Source organism: Leclercia sp. W17, from assembly GCF_003336325.1.
Classification (GTDB): Bacteria; Pseudomonadota; Gammaproteobacteria; order Enterobacterales; family Enterobacteriaceae; genus Enterobacter.
This window is the reverse complement of the sequence record NZ_CP031101.1, coordinates 1,191,494-1,209,910: the sequence shown is the minus strand read 5'-3', so window position 1 is coordinate 1,209,910 and position 18,417 is coordinate 1,191,494. Positions and strand designations below refer to the sequence as shown.

12 protein-coding genes and 3 pseudogenes are annotated in these 18,417 nt (G+C 58.5%); 4 read left to right on the top strand and 11 right to left on the bottom strand.

Annotated elements, in window-relative coordinates; genetic code table 11:
* The first annotated feature begins 54 nt into the window (after positions 1–54).
* A complete protein-coding gene (gene csiE, locus DVA44_RS05990) occupies positions 55–1,332 on the top strand; it encodes a stationary phase inducible protein CsiE (RefSeq protein ID WP_114385960.1) in 1,278 nt (425 codons plus the stop codon).
* Here the strand turns inward: csiE and DVA44_RS05985 are convergent.
* The 6 genes and pseudogenes from DVA44_RS05985 to DVA44_RS05960 all read right to left on the bottom strand — a co-directional run.
* A complete protein-coding gene (locus DVA44_RS05985) occupies positions 1,329–2,465 on the bottom strand; it encodes a 3-phenylpropionate MFS transporter (RefSeq protein ID WP_114385959.1) in 1,137 nt (378 codons plus the stop codon). The two genes, csiE and DVA44_RS05985, sit on opposite strands and share 4 nt — an antisense overlap.
* An 81-nt stretch (positions 2,466–2,546) precedes the next feature.
* Complete coding sequence (locus DVA44_RS05980; RefSeq protein ID WP_114385958.1) at positions 2,547–3,380, bottom strand: aldose 1-epimerase; 834 nt, start codon at positions 3,378–3,380, stop codon at positions 2,547–2,549.
* The gene (locus DVA44_RS05975) at positions 3,380–4,822 is read right to left on the bottom strand and encodes a sugar porter family MFS transporter (RefSeq protein ID WP_114314220.1); all 1,443 of its coding nucleotides are present in this window, start codon (positions 4,820–4,822) and stop codon (positions 3,380–3,382) included. The genes DVA44_RS05980 and DVA44_RS05975 overlap by 1 nt, the downstream gene beginning before the upstream one ends.
* A gap of 71 nt (positions 4,823–4,893) precedes the next feature.
* A pseudogene (locus DVA44_RS05970) lies at positions 4,894–5,541 on the bottom strand (DUF5107 domain-containing protein); the annotation flags it as partial.
* A 37-nt stretch (positions 5,542–5,578) separates the two neighbouring features.
* A pseudogene (locus DVA44_RS05965) lies at positions 5,579–6,785 on the bottom strand (IS3 family transposase).
* An 87-nt stretch (positions 6,786–6,872) separates the two neighbouring features.
* Positions 6,873–9,521 (bottom strand): annotated as a pseudogene (locus DVA44_RS05960) (DUF5107 domain-containing protein); the annotation flags it as partial.
* A gap of 114 nt (positions 9,522–9,635) precedes the next feature.
* Between DVA44_RS05960 and DVA44_RS05955 the strand changes: the two are divergent.
* Both DVA44_RS05955 and DVA44_RS05950 read left to right on the top strand, forming a co-directional pair.
* Positions 9,636–10,832 (top strand): ROK family protein, encoded by a 1,197-nt coding sequence (locus tag DVA44_RS05955; protein WP_114385955.1) that lies wholly within the window; start codon positions 9,636–9,638, stop codon positions 10,830–10,832.
* 127 nt (positions 10,833–10,959) lie between these two features.
* Positions 10,960–11,382: a DoxX family protein gene (locus DVA44_RS05950; protein WP_103180736.1), complete on the top strand. Its 423-nt coding sequence runs from the start codon at positions 10,960–10,962 to the stop codon at positions 11,380–11,382.
* A 48-nt stretch (positions 11,383–11,430) separates the two neighbouring features.
* On the opposite strand, the gene glyA is transcribed toward DVA44_RS05950, so the two are convergent.
* Complete coding sequence (gene glyA / locus DVA44_RS05945) at positions 11,431–12,684, bottom strand: serine hydroxymethyltransferase (RefSeq protein ID WP_103180737.1); 1,254 nt, start codon at positions 12,682–12,684, stop codon at positions 11,431–11,433.
* 304 nt (positions 12,685–12,988) lie between these two features.
* Between glyA and hmpA the strand changes: the two genes are divergently transcribed.
* Entirely contained in the window at positions 12,989–14,179 is a 1,191-nt protein-coding gene (hmpA, locus tag DVA44_RS05935) for an NO-inducible flavohemoprotein (RefSeq protein WP_114385954.1), read from the top strand.
* Positions 14,180–14,265: 86 nt separating this feature from the next.
* On the opposite strand, the gene glnB is transcribed toward hmpA, so the two are convergent.
* The 4 genes from glnB to qseE all read right to left on the bottom strand — a co-directional run bounded on the left by glnB (position 14,266) and on the right by qseE (position 18,224).
* On the bottom strand, positions 14,266–14,604 hold the full coding sequence (gene glnB / locus DVA44_RS05930; RefSeq protein ID WP_003860685.1) for a nitrogen regulatory protein P-II: 339 nt from the start codon (positions 14,602–14,604) through the stop codon (positions 14,266–14,268).
* Between the two features lie 79 nt (positions 14,605–14,683).
* Entirely contained in the window at positions 14,684–16,021 is a 1,338-nt protein-coding gene (gene glrR / locus DVA44_RS05925) for a two-component system response regulator GlrR (RefSeq protein WP_114314215.1), read from the bottom strand.
* Positions 16,018–16,794: a two-component system QseEF-associated lipoprotein QseG gene (gene qseG / locus DVA44_RS05920; RefSeq protein ID WP_114385953.1), complete on the bottom strand. Its 777-nt coding sequence runs from the start codon at positions 16,792–16,794 to the stop codon at positions 16,018–16,020. The genes glrR and qseG overlap by 4 nt, the downstream gene beginning before the upstream one ends.
* Positions 16,791–18,224, bottom strand: coding sequence for a two component system sensor histidine kinase QseE/GlrK (qseE, locus tag DVA44_RS05915; protein ID WP_114385952.1), 1,434 nt, complete (start codon positions 18,222–18,224; stop codon positions 16,791–16,793). The genes qseG and qseE overlap by 4 nt, the downstream gene beginning before the upstream one ends.
* Positions 18,225–18,417 lie beyond the last annotated feature (193 nt).

The following is an 18,417-nucleotide window of genomic DNA, read 5'->3' as shown; positions in this document are numbered from 1 at the left end:
ATGGCGTACATCCTTTAGCTATTCTTATCAAACACACTCACTGGAACCCGACAGATGATGACGACTCTCGAAATGCCATCTGCACTTTCCAGTTCGCAGCGCCGTTGCCAGGTTCTGTTGATGCTCTATGTGCCAGGCTTTCGCGCCACCCTGCAAAGCATCGGTGAAATCAATGGCGTCGATGATGCCCTCTGCCGGCAGGATATCGACGAGATGCGCATGGAGATCCAGCGCTATCACCAGCTCGACATTGCGACACAGCATGATGGCTGCTACCTGCTGGAAGGTAGCCACCTTAATCAACGCTTATGCCTGCTGCACTGGTTGCGCCGGGCGTTACGCCTCTGCCCCCACTTCATCGCGCAGCAGTTTACCCCATCTCTGAAGATCGCGCTAAAGCAGCTCGGCATTGCCCGCACGTTATATGACGACACTAACCTGCAGGCGCTGGTCAATTTCTGTTCCCGCCGCCTGCAACGGCAGTTTGAATGCCGTGACGCGCAGTTTTTACAGCTCTACCTGCAATACTGCCTGCTCCAGCACCATCTGGGCCAGACGCCGCAGTTTACTATGGTTCAGCGTAACTGGACCCAGTCGCGTAACGAATATCTGATGGCGCAGGAGATTGTACGCCACTGGCAGCGCCGCGTGGTGCAGGTTCCCCACGCGGATGAACAGCTGTTTCTGGCTCTGCTGTTTATGATGTTGCGTACCCCCGATCCGCTGCGCGATGCGCACCAGGAAGATGAGCGCCTGCGCCGCGCCATTACCCGGATGATCGACCGCTTCCGCGGGCAAACGGGAATGCATTTCAGTGACGAGCAGGGACTGACCGCTCAGCTCTATATCCACCTTGCCCAGGCGCTGGACCGCTCTCTGTTTGGCATTGGCATCGACAACAGCCTGCCGGAGGAGATCCACCGCCTCTATCCGCGCCTGATGCGTACCACCCGGGAGGTGCTGTTTGAGCTGGAGTCCGAATTCGGCCTGCGTTTCTCCGAGGAAGAGGCGAGCCTGGTGGCGGTGATCTTTGGCGCCTGGCTGATGCAGGAGACCGATCTGCATGAAAAGCAGGTGGTGTTACTGACCGGTGAGGATAAAGCGTGCGAGGAGCTGATTGAACAGCAGCTCCGGGAACTGACCCTGCTGCCGCTGAACATTCGCTATGTGACGTTACAGTCTTTTCAAAAGGATGGTGCCCCGCGCGAAGCGGCCCTGGTAGTCACACCTTATACCACCGCCCTGCCGCTGTTCTCGCCGCCGCTCATCCATGCCGTCGAGGCGTTGAATGCGCAGCAGCAGGAACATATTCGCGCCATGCTGGAAACTTAGTGCGCTGCCACGCGCGGACGCAGGAGAACCGCGGGCAGCGCCACCAGCGCCATCACCCAGAAGACCCCGTGACCCAGATGCTGGTAAAGGAAACCGGCAAACACGGTCATGATGGCAATACTGCCCCCCATCGCCACGGCGGAGTAGACCGCCTGCAGGCGGATCACGTCGCTGCCTTCGCGCGCCGCGATATAGCGCATCGCCGCCAGGTGGCACACCGTAAAGGTGCCGCAGTGCAGGATCTGCGCCAAAATCAGCCACGGCAGCGCCGTGGTCCAGCCCATCAGACCCCAGCGTACAATCCCGCAGACAGCCGATAACAGCAGCAGGTCCCGGGCGCTAAAGCGGCGAAACAGTTTGTTGCTGAGGGCGAAGATGATCACTTCCGCCACCACGCCCAGCGACCAGAGATAGCCGACAGCGGAGGCCGAATACCCAGCTCCCTGCCAGTAGATAGCGCTGAAGCCATAGTAGGCGGCGTGCGCCCCCTGCAGCAGACAGACGCAGGCCAGAAAACGCCAGCTCTGGGTGACAAGCGATCGCCAGGCGGGCCAGCCTGCGCTCTCCTGCTGACGGCTCTCCCCCTGCGGCATCACCGACGGGCGTAACAGCATGCCGAGCAGCATCGACAGGATCCCCACGCTCAGCAGCGCCAGAATCGCGCGATAGTCGTAAAGGCTCACCAGTTTGCCCACCAGCGCCGAGCCAATCACAAAGGCAATCGAGCCCCACAGCCGAACCCGGCCATAGTCCATAGTGATCTGCTTTTGCCAGGTATTGGCGAGAGCGTCGGTCAGCGGAACCAGCGGCGAGAAGAAGAGGTTAAAGCCCACCATCACCACCATCAGCCAGGCAAACTGCTGGCTGACCCAGAAACCGGCCATAAACACCAGGGTGAGCAGCGCCAGCACGCGTACGGCTTTGATTAACAGGGAGGGATCGCTGACGCGCGGCGCAATAAGCAGGCTACCGAGAAAACGAGCCACCAGGCCCGAGCCCAGCAGAAGGCCAATCATCTCCGGCGTAAGGCCAATCCCCTTGAGCCAGACGCTCCAGAAAGGCAGAAAAATACCGTAGCTAAAAAAGTAGGTGAAGTAGCTGAGCGCCAGCCAGCGTGTGGAATGCAAAACCATGAATCCCTCCCGTTTTGGAGGCGATAGTCTGGCGGCAAAAACGGGCTGGCGCAAGGGAGTATTAACCGCGGTTTAACAGTTTCAGAGCGCCTTTTCGACGGCAATTTCCATCGCAAAATGGCTGCTTTCTCTCCGGCCTAACGCCACCAGGCCAGGCTGCCCGGCCATATGGTGGGCATTGACCGGATGGCTCTGGGGCTCAAGGCATAAGAACGATTGCCCCGACATTCTGAACAGCATCAGCCACGGAGTTTGCGCTGTAATTGTGATATTCATCACATCATGTTCCAGCGTCGCCACCCCCTTCCAGCCGGAATAGCCGACATTCAGCCAGCGATTGCCGCCATGGCGTGGCGTGCTGAAATCGATATCCGCCGGGATATCGCTCTGCCAGGCTTGCGGTAAATGGTGTTCACCTTCCGGCCAGTAGCCGCTGGCGGAGAAGCGCAGGCGGCTTTGCGCATCAAAACAGAACCACGGGTGAAAGCCCAGGCCGTACAGCATTGGCGCCTGACCAAGATGGGTGAGCGTCAGCTCCGCCCGCAGAACGTTCCCGCGCAGCTGGTAGCGCAGCCAGGCCTGATAATCAAAACCGCACTGATGCTGGCTGCGCAAGGTGAGGACACACGCCGTGTCGGAATGGGAAGCTATCTGCCAACGCGACTGCCAGCCGTCACCGTGCAGGAAGAAGCGCTCATCAACCGGACTATGCGGCAGCACCACCTCCCGCCCCTGAAACCGGAAGCGATTCCCCGCCACCCGGTTTGCCAGCGGCACCATCGGAAACAGCGCGCTGTCGCCCCCATCCCATAACACCGGCTGCCCGCAGGTCAGGGAAAAGAGTTCCTGTAACCCGCCGCCCTGCGGGTTGACGCGCATCCGTAGATGCGCGTTTTCAATCAACAGCGTTTCCATTAGTGCACGCGCTCAGCATGATTTGCGGAGGCAACCTTGCCGTGCTGTTTTTCCAGCTGCGCCTCCAGCGCCTCCAGCGTCACGCCTTTGGTTTCCGGCACTTTACGCAGGATGTAGAGATAGCCCGCCGCGCAGATCACACCGTAGAGCAGGAAGCTCCCGGCCGCACCCAGCCCGGCATTGAGCAGCGGGAAGGTGTAGGTTAGCAGGAAGCAGGCGATCCACAGCGCCAGCGTGCCCACGGACATCGCCAGGCCGCGCACGCGGTTGGGGAAGATCTCCGACAGTAGTACCCAGGTGACCGGCGCCAGCGTCACGGCGTAGATGGCAATCGCCGCCAGCACCAGCAGCAGCACCGGCCAGCCCATGATGTTCATGGCGTAGGCGCTGGCAATCAGCACGTAGATAATGGTTAAGCCTGAGGCGCCGAGCAGCATCAGCTTGCGGCGGCCAATCTTATCCACCAGCGGCAGCGCGGCGAGGGTAAAGACCAGATTAATGATGCCGGTCGCCACGATCGATTTCAGGGTGTCGTTGATATCAAACCCGGCGGAGGCGAAGATCTCCTGGGCATAGTTGAAGATCACGTTGATCCCGCACCACTGCTGGAACATCGCCAGCACGATGCCGATGATGACAATCGGTTTGACCTGCGGTTGCAGGAGCGTGGAGAACGCCACCTTCTGGGTGTCTTTCTCCAGGGTGTGGGCGATCTCTTTTAAGGTTTGACTGGCGTACGCCGGGGTGCCAATACGCTCCAGCATGGCGCGGGCACGCTCTGGCTTGCCCGCCTTCATCAGCCAGCGCGGCGATTCCGGGACAAAGAACATCAGCACCAGGAATGCCAGGGCCGGCACCAGCTCAGCGCCAAACATCCAGCGCCAGCCGGTCTGCCCGTTCCAGGTCTGAACGATGGCCTCCTGGGTGGCACCTGCCGCTACCGGCTCGGCAATCATCAGGTTAATCAGCTGTGCGGCCAGCACGCCCACCACGATGGTCAGTTGGTTAATGGCTACGAAGCGACCGCGCTTTTCCGCCGGGCTGACTTCAGCGATATAGAGTGGACTGAGGGCGGAGGCCAGGCCAATGCCGAGGCCGCCGACGATGCGCCAGACCACAAACATATCAAAACTTCCCGCCACCGCCGTGCCCCACGCTGAGGCGCTGAACAGCACCGCCGAGAGGATAAGCGGACGCTTGCGGCCAAATTTATCGGCACACCAGCCGGAGATCAACGCCCCGAAGATACAGCCCACCAGGGCGGAACTCATCGCCCAGCCAGACTGCGACGGGTCGGTAATGGAGAACCAGGCTTCATAGAAGGGTTTGGCCCCGCCAATCACCACCCAGTCGTAGCCAAACAGGAGGCCGCCGCAGGCGGCGACCAGACAGATAGTCCAGACGTAGCCCATTTTCAGTTGTGTCTGCGCGCTATTATTCATGTTGATTCCTCTTTAAGGGAAACGCAGGGTACAGAGGGTTAACAGGTGGGTTTCCCCACCTGCGAGGTCAGTTAATGGAAAATGCCCGTGGCCTGCGCATGCTGAATCAGATGCGCTTTGTCGTGGGCCGGGTTCAGCGCCAGTAAGTTCCCCAACAGGCGTTTGCAGGCCGCGAGATCGCCCAGCCCTGCATAGCCCAGCGCCTCAATGAACAGGCAATGCTGCTGGTGCTGATGACCCGCTGGCGTATCCAGTACCACCAGATCCGGGAGCGAAACTGCAAAGAAATCCGCTTCGGGCAGGTCGTCGCGATGGGCCTGCACCCACGCCAGGAATCCCTGGAAGTGGCGCTCCGCCGCGGCGGGATCGCCCAACTGGCGCAGCGCCATTCCCTGCCAGAACAGATAGTCCGCCGGCTGATCGTTGTAGTAGCGTCCGGCATCGAGAGTGGAGCCGCCCTGTGCCGCCCGGGCAAAACAGCGTTGCGCGTCGGCATGTGCGCCACTTTGCGCATGGCAGTACCCCAGCAGATACCAGATATCGTTATCGGTTTGCCCCGGCAGACGCCCCTCCCCCAGATTGTGCGGATAGTGCAATGCCGCCTGCAGCAGAGCCATCGCCTCCTGGAATTCCCCGCGGCTTATGTGCTGCAGGGCACGATGCTGCTGGTTCAGCAGATACTGCCCGGTCACTTTGCCTTCACCCCCTTCCCACGGATGTGATCTTGACCCGCCATCTCCGGACAGCTTTTGTATCTTAAGTTAACGATGTCCGCTGCCGCCGATATTCCCTCGGGGAGTGATATCCCAGCGCGCTGTGCGGGTGGTTTTCATTGTAATGTGTGAACGCTGCTGCAAGGTTTCGCAGGGCTGTTCTCACATCTGGTTTTGGCATGAACGCGATATAGTCTTCCTTCATCGTCTTCACGAACCGTTCGGCCATGCCATTGCTCTGCGGGCTGCTCACCGCTGTTGTACACGGCTCCAGATTCAGCTCTCTGGCGAACCTCCGCGTTTCATGCGCGGTATATGCTGAACCGTTATCCGTCAGCCATTGAACCGGTGTGGTCGGCAGCCCGTCGCCGAAGCGCTTTTCCACCGACCTCAGCATCACATCCTGCACCGTCGAACTGTCGTAGCCTCCTGTGCTCGCTGCCCAGTCTATGGCTTCTCTGTCGCAGCAGTCCAGCGCGAACGTGACCCGCAGCTTCTCACCGTTGTCGCAGCCGAACTCGAAGCCATCTGAACACCAGCGCATATCGCTTTCTGCCACCGCGATTTTGCCCTTATGTTCACGCTTCGACCGCTCTGGTTTGTCATGCAGTAACAGCAGATTATGCTCGCTCATAAGCCGGTAAAGCCGTTTGGCGTTCACGGGGGCAGTCCCTCTGTACGACGTTGCGTACGCAGGATGCCCCACACACGGCGATAGCCGTAACTGGGCATATCGCTGATGATATCGAGGATCTCTGACAGTATTTCAGCGTCTGCTTCGTCATCACGCCGGTTACAGCGCCTGTCCTGCCAGTCGGCAGAACGGTTAATTCGCAGTGACAGCTGCGCACGCGACACGCCCATGGTGCGGCTGACCAGGGCTATTCCCCGTCCTTTGGCAACAAGGGCGCGTGCGCTATCCATTTTCGCGACTGAGCGTACTCCACGGCTTCTTTCAGGATCTCAACTTCCATCGTCTTCTTGCCCAGCAGGCGCTGAAGCTCCCGGACCTGCTTCAGAGCAGCAGTAAGCTCAGAAGCTGGAACAACTTCTTCCCCGGCCGCAACGGCGGTGAGGCTGCCTTCCTGATATTGCTTCTTCCACTTAAACAGCAGGCTGGGCTGGATGCCATGCAGGCGGGCGACATGGGAGACATTCATGCCCGGCTCCATCGTCTGCTGGATAATGGCGATCTTCTCCTGAGGAGTTTTACGTTTACGGACTTCTTGCCCTAACAGGATCCCGGTCATCTCAAAATTGGCGTTAGTGTTAGACATATATTCAAGCCTATCTCTTATCTGGAGATACAGCTACTGTCTGGAGTTTCAGGGGGCTACATCACCCCCTTCCCACGGATGGAACTGCCGCTCCTGAAGTACCTGCGCCGCAGCATCGTAGCGCCCGGAACCGTTCCACAGACTCAGGAGTTCTGCGGTGAGGTCATCGCGCTTCAGCGCCACGCGCTCCCGCTCGGTGAGCATGGCGAGGCGTTTCGCCACCGGCTGCCCGGTGAGCTTATTGAGATAATCAAGCTCAAACAGGAAACGCGGGTTGTCCGGCTCCAGGGTCACGGCGCGCTGCAGATACTGCTCCGCCAGCGCCAGGTTGTGCTGTTTATTCCAGGCGTAGATACCCAGCAGGCGGTGGGCAGGGGCAAACTCCGGCTCTTGTGCCAGCGTGGTCTGCCAGCATTTCACCGCATCGTCATAGCGGCGTTTGCTGTACCAGAAGCAGCCCAGCAGATAGCAGGCATACGGGTCGTCATGCAGGGTTTGCAGCATCTGCACTTCATCAAGAGCATTCGGGAAACGCACCCGGTTGGCCTCGCAGCGCCGCGCCGCGGCAATATAGCGGGCACGGGTAGCAGGATCGTCGCTTAAGGCGGCCCGCCACAGCTGAGGCAACGTCTCCTGGCTATCGAGCAGATCCAGCATCTCCCGGGCGGCGTCACGCATGCCCATCGAGATTAACCAGCCCGCCAGCAGGCAGGCATTGGCCCCGCGACAACCGGTTACCTGCAGCAGTTGATCACGGGCAGCATCGTCCCGGCTGATTGCCCAGCGGGCATAGTGCAGGGCGTAGCTCAGAGGATGGGTTTGCAGGCAGCGCTGAATGTAGTCCAGCGCTGCGCCTTCGCCCTTAACCTCTGCCAGCGCGAGGGCTTTCAGCCCCATCGCCAGGTTGTTGCTGGCGTTGACGCTAAGGCTGATATCAACTTTTTCCAGCGCATCAACCGCGTTGCCGCGCTTCATCGCCAGCCGCGCCAGGGATAAGAAAGCCGCATCACGGCAGTTTCCGCTCCACGAGGCTTTGTAGTAGTGATCCCATGCGGCGTCGTCCTGCCCCTGCCGCTCCAAGGCCGTCGCCAGCAGCTGGCTGGCTTCGCCGTCGCGGGGGTTTTTATTCAGACGATGGGCGCGAACCAGCGCGGCTTCGGCGCAGCGTTGCGCCAGCGTCCAGTCGGCACGGTTGAGCGCCAGCGTGCCCAGCGCGACGTTATTACGATAGTCGTTAGCATCCAGCGCCAGCGCCCGGCGATAGTAATCTTCCGCATAGCGGCTGGCATGGTTGTACTGCTCCAGATGCTGCCCGATAAAATAGAGCTCGTCGCTGTTGCTGATCTCTTCCGGCATGGCGGGCGCGGTGGCCGGATCCGGCAGCGGCGTCTCCTGCGGGATATGCTCCAGATAGTGGAGCAGCGTGCGGCCCGAGGCCTCTTTCACCCTCAGCGTTAAGCGCTGCGGCCAGGTATCCGGCAGCGCCTGCTGCCAGCTTTCGCCCGGCATCAGGGTCAGCTGCGTCTCCCAGACCGGTTTTTCGTCGGCGGTCAGCTCGAGCCGCACATCATGCAGCGGTGCGATGGCGTAGAGGCCGAGGTGAAGCTGCTGCTCACACCGTTCCAGCTTAAGCGCCAGCTGCGTGTTGGCGTTCTGCACCTGTCCCAGTTCGCTATAGGGCAGGAAGTTCTGCACGAAGATTTTCTCTTCATAGGGTGCAAGCCAGGTGAAATCGGGCTGGTTATCGGTAAACACCCCGGTCATCAGCTCGATATAGGGGCCGTTTTCATCGGTCAGATTGCGATCCCAGGCACGGCCAAAATCGTCATGACCCCAGGTCCACTGCTTTTTCCCCGGCGACACGTGGTGGTCGGCCACGTGCAGCAAGCCGCCGCGCTCGCCGTGATGGTATGCCCCGACGAAATCGTAGTCCGATTTTTCCGCCATGTAGGAGGTTGGCACCGGCACGTTTTTGTAGCGGGAGATATCCACGCCCGCCGAGTAATCGACTTTATAGTAGGTGCCGGTGGCAATCGGGAAGGCAGAGACGGCGCGCTTGCCATGGTCAAATACCGCCGTGACGTCCGGCGGGAAGACGCTCTGGTGATCGTCCCCGCCCTTCACCGCCGGATTTGCCCACCACAGGAAGTGGCGCGGCGTGGCGTTGCCGTTGAAGACTTTACCGGTGATCTCAATCAATGCCCGGTCAGGGTAAAGGGTAAACCCGGTCATCACCTGCAGGCCGCGCATCGGCTCGGCCTCGCCCAGCCAGACGGTTTGCGCCCCGTTAGCCTGCTCCTGAATGGTGACGTCGACAGGCATAAAGGTGGTTGGGCGATGGTGCTGCGGCCAGTTAAATTCGATGCCGCCAGAGATCCACGGCCCCAGCAGCCCCACCAGCGCCGGTTTCACCACTTCGTTGTAGTAGACGAAATCACGCTGCTGGACTTTGTCATACGCGCGATGAATACGTCCCCCCAGCTCCGGCAGCAGCATAATGCGGATGAAGTCGTTTTCCATCCAGACGGCCTGGTAATCGCGGGTTTCGCGAACGCCGGTCAGGGTATCGGTCACGCCGTAGGGATAGACCGCGCCAGAGGAGCCCTGATAGACGCGCTTTTCCAGGAACATCGGGTTGGTATCTTCTGCGCCGGTGGTCCACGTCGGTAATGCTACGGTCTCCCGCCAGACCTTCACTGCTCCAGACATATTCACTCTCCAGTAAACAAATAACAGTAAAAAGCGATAAGATGGCAGTGTAGAGAGGAATTCAGCGCGCTGATTGCGTAATGCTCACGCAATATAATTAACGGAGTTTAGTGAATGCAGCTATCCGGTCTGAACAATCACAGGGTAAGACAGCATAACCGTCGCACGATCATGTCCCTGGTCTGGCGCTACAAGCGCCTGAGCAAATCCCAGCTGGCCCAACACACCGGGCTCTCTATTCCGGCAGTAAGCAAGATCCTGGATGAGCTGGTGGCGGACAAAAAGCTGGGGCATTCCAGTGAAAACCTCAGCACCCGGGGAATGAACAGCGGCCATTATCAGATCCCCGATGAGGGGCCATTAATACTCTGCATGAATGTCAGCCCCACCAGCATTGAGAGCCAGCTGATCGACGCCCGCATGTCGCCGTTAGGCGAGTTTCGCTGGACTGACGTGAACGCACAGACGCCCGAAGCGTTGTTGCAGGCCATTGAGAACCTGTGGCAGCAGCAGCGCAAACAGTGGCCGGGGCAGCGCATCAATCTGGCGCTGGGGATCCACGGCCAGGTCGATACGGCCACTGGGGTGTCGCAGATGATGCCCCAGGCGCCGTGGAAAAAACCGGTTGAGATTAAGTATCTGCTGGAAGAAAAACTGGGCATTACGGTGAAGGTGGATAACGACTGCGTGATGCTGGCGCTGGCGGAGAAGTGGCAAAACCCGGCCAACCGCGACGATTTTTGCGTGATTAATGTCGATTACGGTATCGGCTCCTCGTTCGTGATTAACGGCCAGGTCTATCGCGGGACGCTTAACGGCAGCGGGCAGGTCGGCCACACCATTTTCGATCGCGACGGCGTGGCCTGCGCCTGCGGACGTTACGGCTGCCTGGAGACGGTCGCCTCCCTGTCGGCCCTTAAAAAACAGGCGCGTTTATGGCTGAAATCCCAGCCCGGCACCCTCGGGCTTGACCCGGATAGCCTCACCAGCCTGCAGCTGATTGAGGCCTGGCGTCAGGGGAACGCGCCAATTCAGCGCTGGGCTGACGAGGCCGCCAACGCCATCGGGCTGACGCTCTACAACCTGCTCAACATCCTTAATATCAACCAAATCTGGTTCTATGGCCGCAGCTGCGCCTTTGGCGAACGCTGGCTGCAGACCATCAATCGCCAGATTGGATTTACCCCCTTCGATCATGGCGATGCGGTGCGTAACCGGCAAACGGAAATCGCCTTTGGCGGCTTAACCCGGCAGCAGCAGATTATCGGCATTGGCTTTCTGTTCGTTGAGGACGCGCTGGCGGAAGGCTAGCGGAGAACATGCTGAAATGGGGGGAATTTAAATCATCCTGATGGCTGATTTATGGCGAAAAGCGGAATGGCGGGGCGGCAATTTGTGTATTAGCTTTAAGATAAATCCCACCCCAAACGAGCCTGCCATGAACACACTACGGTATTTCGATTTTGGTCAGTCCCGGGCGCTGATCCTGTTGATTGCCCGTCTCGCCCTTATCCTTCTGTTCATTATTTTCGGCGTGCCTAAAATGTTCGGTTTTGACGGCACGGTGCAGTATATGGTGAAGCTGGGCGCTCCAATGCCAATGCTGGCGGCCATTGTGGCGGTGATCATGGAAGTGCCCGCCGCCATTCTTATCGTGCTCGGCTTTTTTACCCGTCCACTGGCGGTGCTGTTTGTCTTTTATACGCTGGGAACGGCGTTGATTGGGCACCACTACTGGGATATGAGTGGCGATGCGGTGATGCCGAACATGATTAACTTCTTCAAGAACATCAGCATCGCTGGCGGATTCCTGCTGCTGGCGGTGGCAGGGCCGGGCGCTATCTCCATCGACCGGCGTTAGCCATAAAAAAAGGCCGCTTGCGCGGCCTTTTTGTTCTGCGAGGTAGACTTATGCGTAAACCGGGAAGCGAGCGCAGATTTCCAGCACTTTCGCTTTCACGCGTTCGATAACCGCTTCGTCGTTGATGTTGTCCAGCACGTCGCACATCCAGCCCGCCAGCTCTTTCACTTCCGCTTCTTTAAAGCCACGGCGAGTGACAGCCGGAGAACCGATACGGATACCGGAGGTCACAAACGGGCTCTTCGGATCGTTTGGTACGCTGTTTTTGTTCACGGTGATGTTGGCACGGCCCAGGGCAGCGTCAGCTTCTTTACCGGTCAGGTTTTTATCAACCAGATCCAGCAGGAACAGGTGGTTTTCAGTCCCGCCGGAAACCACTTTGTAACCGCGGTTCAGGAAGACTTCCACCATCGCTTTGGCGTTCTTAGCAACCTGCTGCTGGTAAACCTTGAACTCTGGCTCCATCGCCTCTTTCAGCGCCACGGCTTTCGCCGCGATCACGTGCATCAGCGGGCCGCCCTGTGCGCTTGGGAAGACGGCAGAGTTCAGCTTTTTGTACAGCTCTTCGTCGCCACCTTTCGCCAGGATCAAGCCACCGCGTGGACCGGCCAGGGTTTTGTGGGTGGTGGTGGTGACAACGTGAGCGTGTGGAACCGGGTTCGGGTAGACGCCTGCGGCGATCAGACCGGCAACGTGTGCCATATCGACGAACAGGTATGCGCCGATGCTGTCTGCGATTTCACGCATTTTTGCCCAGTCAACGACACCGGAGTAGGCAGAGAAGCCACCGATGATCATCTTCGGTTTGTGCTCTTTGGCCTGCTTCTCCATGTCGGCGTAGTCAATTTTACCGGACTCATCGATACCGTAAGGGATGATGTTGTACAGTTTGCCGGAGAAGTTAACCGGGGAGCCGTGAGTCAGGTGGCCGCCCTGCGCCAGGTTCATACCCAGAACGGTATCGCCCGGCTGCAGCAGTGCGGTATAGACCGCGAAGTTAGCCTGAGAGCCAGAGTGCGGCTGCACGTTAGCGTAATCAGCGCCAAACAGTTCTTTTGCGCGATCGATTGCCAGCTGTTCAACCACATCGACATATTCGCAACCGCCGTAGTAGCGCTTGCCCGGGTAACCTTCAGCGTATTTGTTGGTCAGCTGAGAGCCCTGCGCCTGCATCACGCGCGGGCTGGTGTAGTTTTCGGAGGCGATCAGTTCGATGTGCTCTTCCTGACGTACTTTTTCCTGCTCCATAGCCTGCCACAGTTCGGCATCATAATCGGCAATGTTCATTTCACGCTTTAACATCCGCATCTCCTGACTCAGCTAACAAGTAAATTTTGGCCTGAAAAGGCAGTCCTGATGGACGACGGGCAACAGTATAACTGATTAGCAGAGTGATAACAGGTCTTGACAAAGGATTTTACGCAAACGTTTACCTACCCGCCACGCAAGGGTTTGAGGAATAGCGTCCTCGCCCTGCAAAAGGGAATTCTTTTCAGGTTTGTGATGCAGTTAATTCATGTTGCAAAGAACCATTTACAAAGCAGGGTTATTTTTTATAAGATGCATTCAAAATACACTATTAAAGTAACATTTGAAGGAAGCTGCTATGTTAGATGCCCAAACCATCGCTACCGTAAAAGCCACGATTCCCCTGCTGGTCGAAACGGGTCCTAAACTTACCGCCCATTTTTACGATCGTATGTTCGCGCACAACCCGGAGCTCAAAGAGATTTTTAACATGAGCAACCAGCGTAACGGCGATCAGCGCGAAGCGTTATTCAACGCCATTGCCGCCTACGCCAGTAACATCGAGAACCTGCCGGCCCTGCTGCCAGCAGTGGAAAAAATCGCTCAGAAACATACCAGCTTCCAGATCAAACCTGAGCAGTACAACATTGTTGGCACCCACCTGCTGGCGACCCTGGACGAAATGTTCAGCCCGGGCCAGGAAGTGCTGGACGCCTGGGGCAAAGCCTACGGCGTGCTGGCGAACGTCTTTATCAACCGTGAAGCGCAGATCTACAGCGAAAACGCCAGTAAGACCGGCGGCTGGGAAGGTACCCGCGCCTTCCGTATCGTGGAAAAAACCCCGCGCAGCCAGCTTATCACCAGCTTTGAATTTGAACCCGTCGACGGCCAGCCGGTTGCCGATTACCAGCCGGGCCAGTACTTGGGCGTGTGGCTGAAGCCTGAAGGCTTCCCGCATCAGGAGATCCGCCAGTACTCCCTGACCCGTAAGCCAAACGGCAAAAGCTATCGCATTGCGGTAAAACGCGAGGAAGGCGGCCAGGTTTCAACATGGCTGCATAACGAAGCCCGCGTGGGTGATGTGGTGCATCTGGCCGCGCCTGCAGGCGATTTCTTTATGGCCGTTGAGAGCAATACCCCGGTGACGCTGATCTCCGCCGGTGTCGGCCAGACTCCGATGCTGGCGATGCTGGATACCCTGGCGAAGGCGCAGCATAAGGCACAGGTGAACTGGTTCCACGCTGCAGAGAATGGCGAAGTGCATGCGTTTTCTGATGAAGTGAAAAGCTTGGCTGCCGGCCTGCCGCACTTCACTGCCCATACCTGGTATCGCCTGCCGTCGGATGACGACCGTGCCGCTGCCCGCTTCGACAGCGAAGGCCTGATGGCGTTAAGCGAGCATAAAGAGCAGTTCCACGCCCCGGAGATGCAGTTCTACGTGTGTGGCCCGGTGGCGTTTATGCAGTATGCCGCGGCGCAGCTCGTTGAGCTGGGTGTGAATAAAGAGAACATTCACTACGAGTGCTTCGGCCCGCATAAGGTGTTGTAATGCAAAAAGCCCCTCAGTAGAGGGGCTTTTTTTTGCCCGGCGGCGCTCCGCTTGCACGGGCCTACGGGATGTCAAACAACGGGTAATTAAATCGCTGCGTCGTCTTCTTCGCCGGTACGGATACGGATCACGCGCGCCACGTCAAAGACGAAGATTTTGCCATCACCAATTTTGCCGGTCTGCGCGGTGCGGATAATGGTATCGACGCAGGTATCCACGATGTCATCCGACACCACGATTTCAATCTTCACCTTTGGCAGGAAATCGACCATGTATTCTGCGCCACGGTAGAGTTCGGTGTGGCCCTTCTGACGACCAAAGCCTTTCACCTCTGTCACCGTCATGCCGGTAATGCCGACTTCTGCCAGCGCTTCGCGCACATCATCCAGTTTGAAAGGTTTAATAATCGCATCAATCTTTTTCATGGTGGTCCTTAAACTTATGCCTGTCAGCTGCCTCGTAATCGGTTGCTCACAGTATCATATTCAGGCGGAATTTAGCGCATCACTCTTTAAAATCGTTTGCTTCCAGCTCATGGCGCGAGAGCAGCTTATAAAACTCGGTGCGGTTACGCCCCGCCATGCGCGCCGCATGGGTGACGTTGCCTTTGGTGATCTGCAATAACTTACGCAGATAGTTAAGTTCAAACTGGTTGCGGGCTTCAACGAAGGTCGGCAGGGCGGTGTTTTCGCCCTCCAGCGCCTGCTCCACCAGCGCATCGCTGATCACCGGCGAGGAGGTGAGCGCCACACACTGCTCAATCACGTTCACCAGCTGACGCACGTTACCGGGCCAGCTGGCGGTCATCAGCCGCTTCATGGCATCGGTGGAAAATGCACGGACAAACGGCTTGTGCCGCTCGGCGGCCTGGCGCAGCAGCTGGGTGGCGAGCAGCGGAATATCTTCTGCCCGCTCCGCCAGCGCCGGGATCTTCAGGTTAACGACGTTGAGACGGTAGAAGAGATCTTCACGGAACTCGTTGCGGGCCATCGCCTTGGGCAGATCCCGGTGGGTGGCGGAGATGATGCGCACGTTGATGTCGATATCGCGGTTGCTGCCGAGCGGTCTCACTTTGCGCTCCTGCAACACGCGCAGCAGTTTGACCTGCAAAGGCGCAGGCATATCGCCAATTTCATCGAGGAATAGCGTGCCGCCTTCCGCGGCCTGGAAGAGCCCTTCCCGGCTGCTGACCGCGCCGGTAAAGGCGCCGCGCGCATGTCCAAAGAGCTCGGACTCCAGCAGCTGTTCGGGCAGCGCCCCGCAGTTGATGGCGATAAAAGCGTTGTTGCCGCGCGGGCTGGCGTTGTGAATGGCCTGGGCGAGGATCTCTTTCCCGGTGCCGCTCTGGCCGTTAATCAGCACGCTGACATCGGACTGCGCTACCATCCGCGCCTGCTCCAGCAGACGCAGCATAATTGGGCTGCGGGTGACGATCGCCTCCCGCCAGGTGTCGTCGCCCGAAGGGGCGGCGTGCTCAAGCGCATCATCAATCGCTTTGTAGAGCGCGTCTTTGTCCACCGGCTTGGTGAGGAAGCTAAAGACCCCCTGCTGGGTGGCGGCCACCGCATCCGGGATGGAGCCGTGGGCGGTAAGAATAATCACCGGCATGCCGGGCTGGAGCTTCTGGATCTCGGTGAAGAGCTGCATGCCGTCCATTTCGTCCATCCGCAGATCGCTTATCACCAGATCGATCTTCTCGCGGCCCAACACTTTCAGCCCCTCCTGACCACTTTCGGCGGTCACGACGCTGTAACCCTCGCTCACCAGACGCATCCCCAGCAGCTTCAGCAAACCGGGATCGTCATCCACCAGCAAAAGATGCGCAGGTTTTCGGCTTGTCATGGCTTTACCTCCTCCTGTTTCGGGGCATCGCTTTTCGGCTCTGTCGCATCACCCTCGGTGCCGGCGGGCGACGCGGCACTCTTCGGCGCGTCCGGCAGATAGTTACTGACCGGCTTACGGGTGGAGAGCTGCCGTTCAATATCGGTCAGGTTTTCCAGCTTGCGGGTTGTGGTGTCCAACTGCGCCCGCAGGTATTGCTGCTGCTGGCGCAGGGTATCCAGTTCACCGTCGGTGGTCTGCTGCAGCTTACCGTAGCGGAAACGCTCCTCCGCCAGCTGCAGTTGCAGCACCTGACCGTGTCGCCACAACTGATACAGCGGGCGTACCTGGGCCGGGATCTGCGGGCTCAGCGCATCCAGACGGGTGGTCAACTGGCGCCGCTCTACCGGGTTAATTTTTGCATTGGCCAGCAGGATCCCGCGTTTAAAACTCTCCTGCCAGGTATCATCGTCCCATCCCCTCGCCTCTGCACGCGCGGCGGCGGGTGAGAGGCGATCTGCGCAGTCCATGCCGCGCAGCCAGTAAAGCGGGTTGCTGTCGGTCTCCTGACCGTGCAGCTGCCAGATATTATTGCAGTCGGTAGACAGGAAGTCCGCCAGCTGATGCTCAGGCAATTTTTCACCCTGCTTGTCGCTGATGGCACTGGTCGGCGTACTGGTAACGCACCCGGCCAGCAGCAGGCAGGGAAGGCTCAGAAAGAGAGAGTGACCGGAAAATACCGCGTTAATGGCGCGGGAAAAGATGTGTGACATACTCACCAGATTTAGATTCATTTTAGTGGTTTTTCCGACTCAAGCGGCAGTTCGATGCGAAAGCACACATCGGTATGGTCGTCAGTGACAAGGTTAAGCTCTCCATGCATACGACGAATACAGTCGCGGGCGATACTCAGCCCCAGGCCGCTTCCCTTCACCGCCCCTTTTCGTTGATGACTCCCCTGATAAAAGGGTTCAAAGATCATCGCTTTTTCATCGTCGGGGATCGGGCTTCCGGTGTTGGCGACATCGATACAGACTCGCGAGCCGCGCGTAAAACTGCGAACATAAATGGTACCGGATTCAATACCATAGTGCACCGCATTGGAATAAAGATTATCCAGCACGCTCATCAGCAGCATCGGCTCGGCTAAACAGGCGGGTGTCGCCAGCGCCAGTTCAGTATGCATCATTTTAGCCCGTGCAGGCAGGCTGTGAGCAGACAGCACCATATCCACCAGCGGCGCGAGCTCTACGCGCTCCAGTTCCGGTATCCCGTCGGCCAGTTTACGGTTGTAGTCGAGCAGCTGTTCAATCAGCTTTTGCAGGTTGCGGCTGCTGGCATCGAGGATCTCGACAATCTCTCTCTGCTCCGGGGTCAGCGGCCCGGCAACCTCATCGGCCAGCAGTTCGGTACCCTCACGCATGCTGGCGAGGGGCGTTTTCAGTTCGTGGGAAATATGGCGTAAAAACTGGTGGCGTTGGGATTCGAGCCACGACAGCCGCTCCGACAGCCAGATGATACGTTGCCCGACCGAACGCAGTTCGCGCGGGCCGGTAAAGGCTACGGTATTGCCCAGCGAGCGCCCCTCCCCCAGCCGGTTGATCATCCGCTCAATGCCCTTAACCGGGCCGATGATCATCCGGGTGAAGAGCAGCACTAACAGCAGGCTGAGCAGAAAAAGCACCAGCGCCTGCCAGCCAAAGAACTGGCCGCGCTCGGCAATCTCCTGCTGGAGCTGTTGCCCGCGGGAGAAGATCACCGACCGGGTCGCCTGAACCATCTCGGTATTGGCATTCGCAAAGGCCTCCAGCCGCATAGCGGCCTGGGCATCAGGCCCGCTGTTAATGCACTGCAGCTGGGACAGCGCGTTAAGATCCTGGCGCAACGTCTGATAGAGCTTATCGTCGGGCAGTACACCGGCATGGGCGTCGAGCATATCGCTGTAGCGCTTACGCTGATCCTGGTAGACCCGCGCCAGCGTTCTGTCATCGAGCACGCAATACTGCCGGTAGCTGCGCTCCATCTCCAGGGCAGCATTGGTCATCGCCTCGCTGCGGCGGGCATCAATCAGGGTGGTTCTGTTGGTGAGCGCCGCCTGTGCGCTAAGCGCGTTCAGGCTCTGCCACGCCTGCCAAGCCAGCACCAGCAAAGGCAGCAGGATCAGCAGGAAGGCCATCATGACTAACTGTCGTAAGGAGCGAGGGAAAACTGGCCAGCGTTTCAACGCATTACTCTCTGTCGCGAGGGGGTAAGGGGATGCTAGCCGGACATGCGTTCAGATACAACAAAGCCGGGTTAAAAACCCGGCTTTGTTGTGGAATGAGGCGGTGCCTAACTCGACGTTTCGCCCTGGGTCTGATAAAGCAACGCTATGATCAGTAGTTGGACGGCAGGCACCTTTTTGTGCGTCATTCGAA

Excerpts from the sequence above, each read along its gene's own strand:
- csiE (WP_114385960.1), top strand. The coding sequence starts at position 55 with ATGATGACGACTCTCGAAATGCCATCTGCACTTTCCAGTTCGCAGCGC.
- DVA44_RS05985 (WP_114385959.1), bottom strand. The coding sequence starts at position 2,465 with ATGGTTTTGCATTCCACACGCTGGCTGGCGCTCAGCTACTTCACCTAC.
- DVA44_RS05980 (WP_114385958.1), bottom strand. The coding sequence starts at position 3,380 with ATGGAAACGCTGTTGATTGAAAACGCGCATCTACGGATGCGCGTCAAC.
- DVA44_RS05975 (WP_114314220.1), bottom strand. The coding sequence starts at position 4,822 with ATGAATAATAGCGCGCAGACACAACTGAAAATGGGCTACGTCTGGACT.
- DVA44_RS05955 (WP_114385955.1), top strand. The coding sequence starts at position 9,636 with ATGCAGCTATCCGGTCTGAACAATCACAGGGTAAGACAGCATAACCGT.
- DVA44_RS05950 (WP_103180736.1), top strand. The coding sequence starts at position 10,960 with ATGAACACACTACGGTATTTCGATTTTGGTCAGTCCCGGGCGCTGATC.
- glyA (WP_103180737.1), bottom strand. The coding sequence starts at position 12,684 with ATGTTAAAGCGTGAAATGAACATTGCCGATTATGATGCCGAACTGTGG.
- hmpA (WP_114385954.1), top strand. The coding sequence starts at position 12,989 with ATGTTAGATGCCCAAACCATCGCTACCGTAAAAGCCACGATTCCCCTG.
- glnB (WP_003860685.1), bottom strand. The coding sequence starts at position 14,604 with ATGAAAAAGATTGATGCGATTATTAAACCTTTCAAACTGGATGATGTG.
- glrR (WP_114314215.1), bottom strand. The coding sequence starts at position 16,021 with ATGACAAGCCGAAAACCTGCGCATCTTTTGCTGGTGGATGACGATCCC.
- qseG (WP_114385953.1), bottom strand. The coding sequence starts at position 16,794 with ATGAATCTAAATCTGGTGAGTATGTCACACATCTTTTCCCGCGCCATT.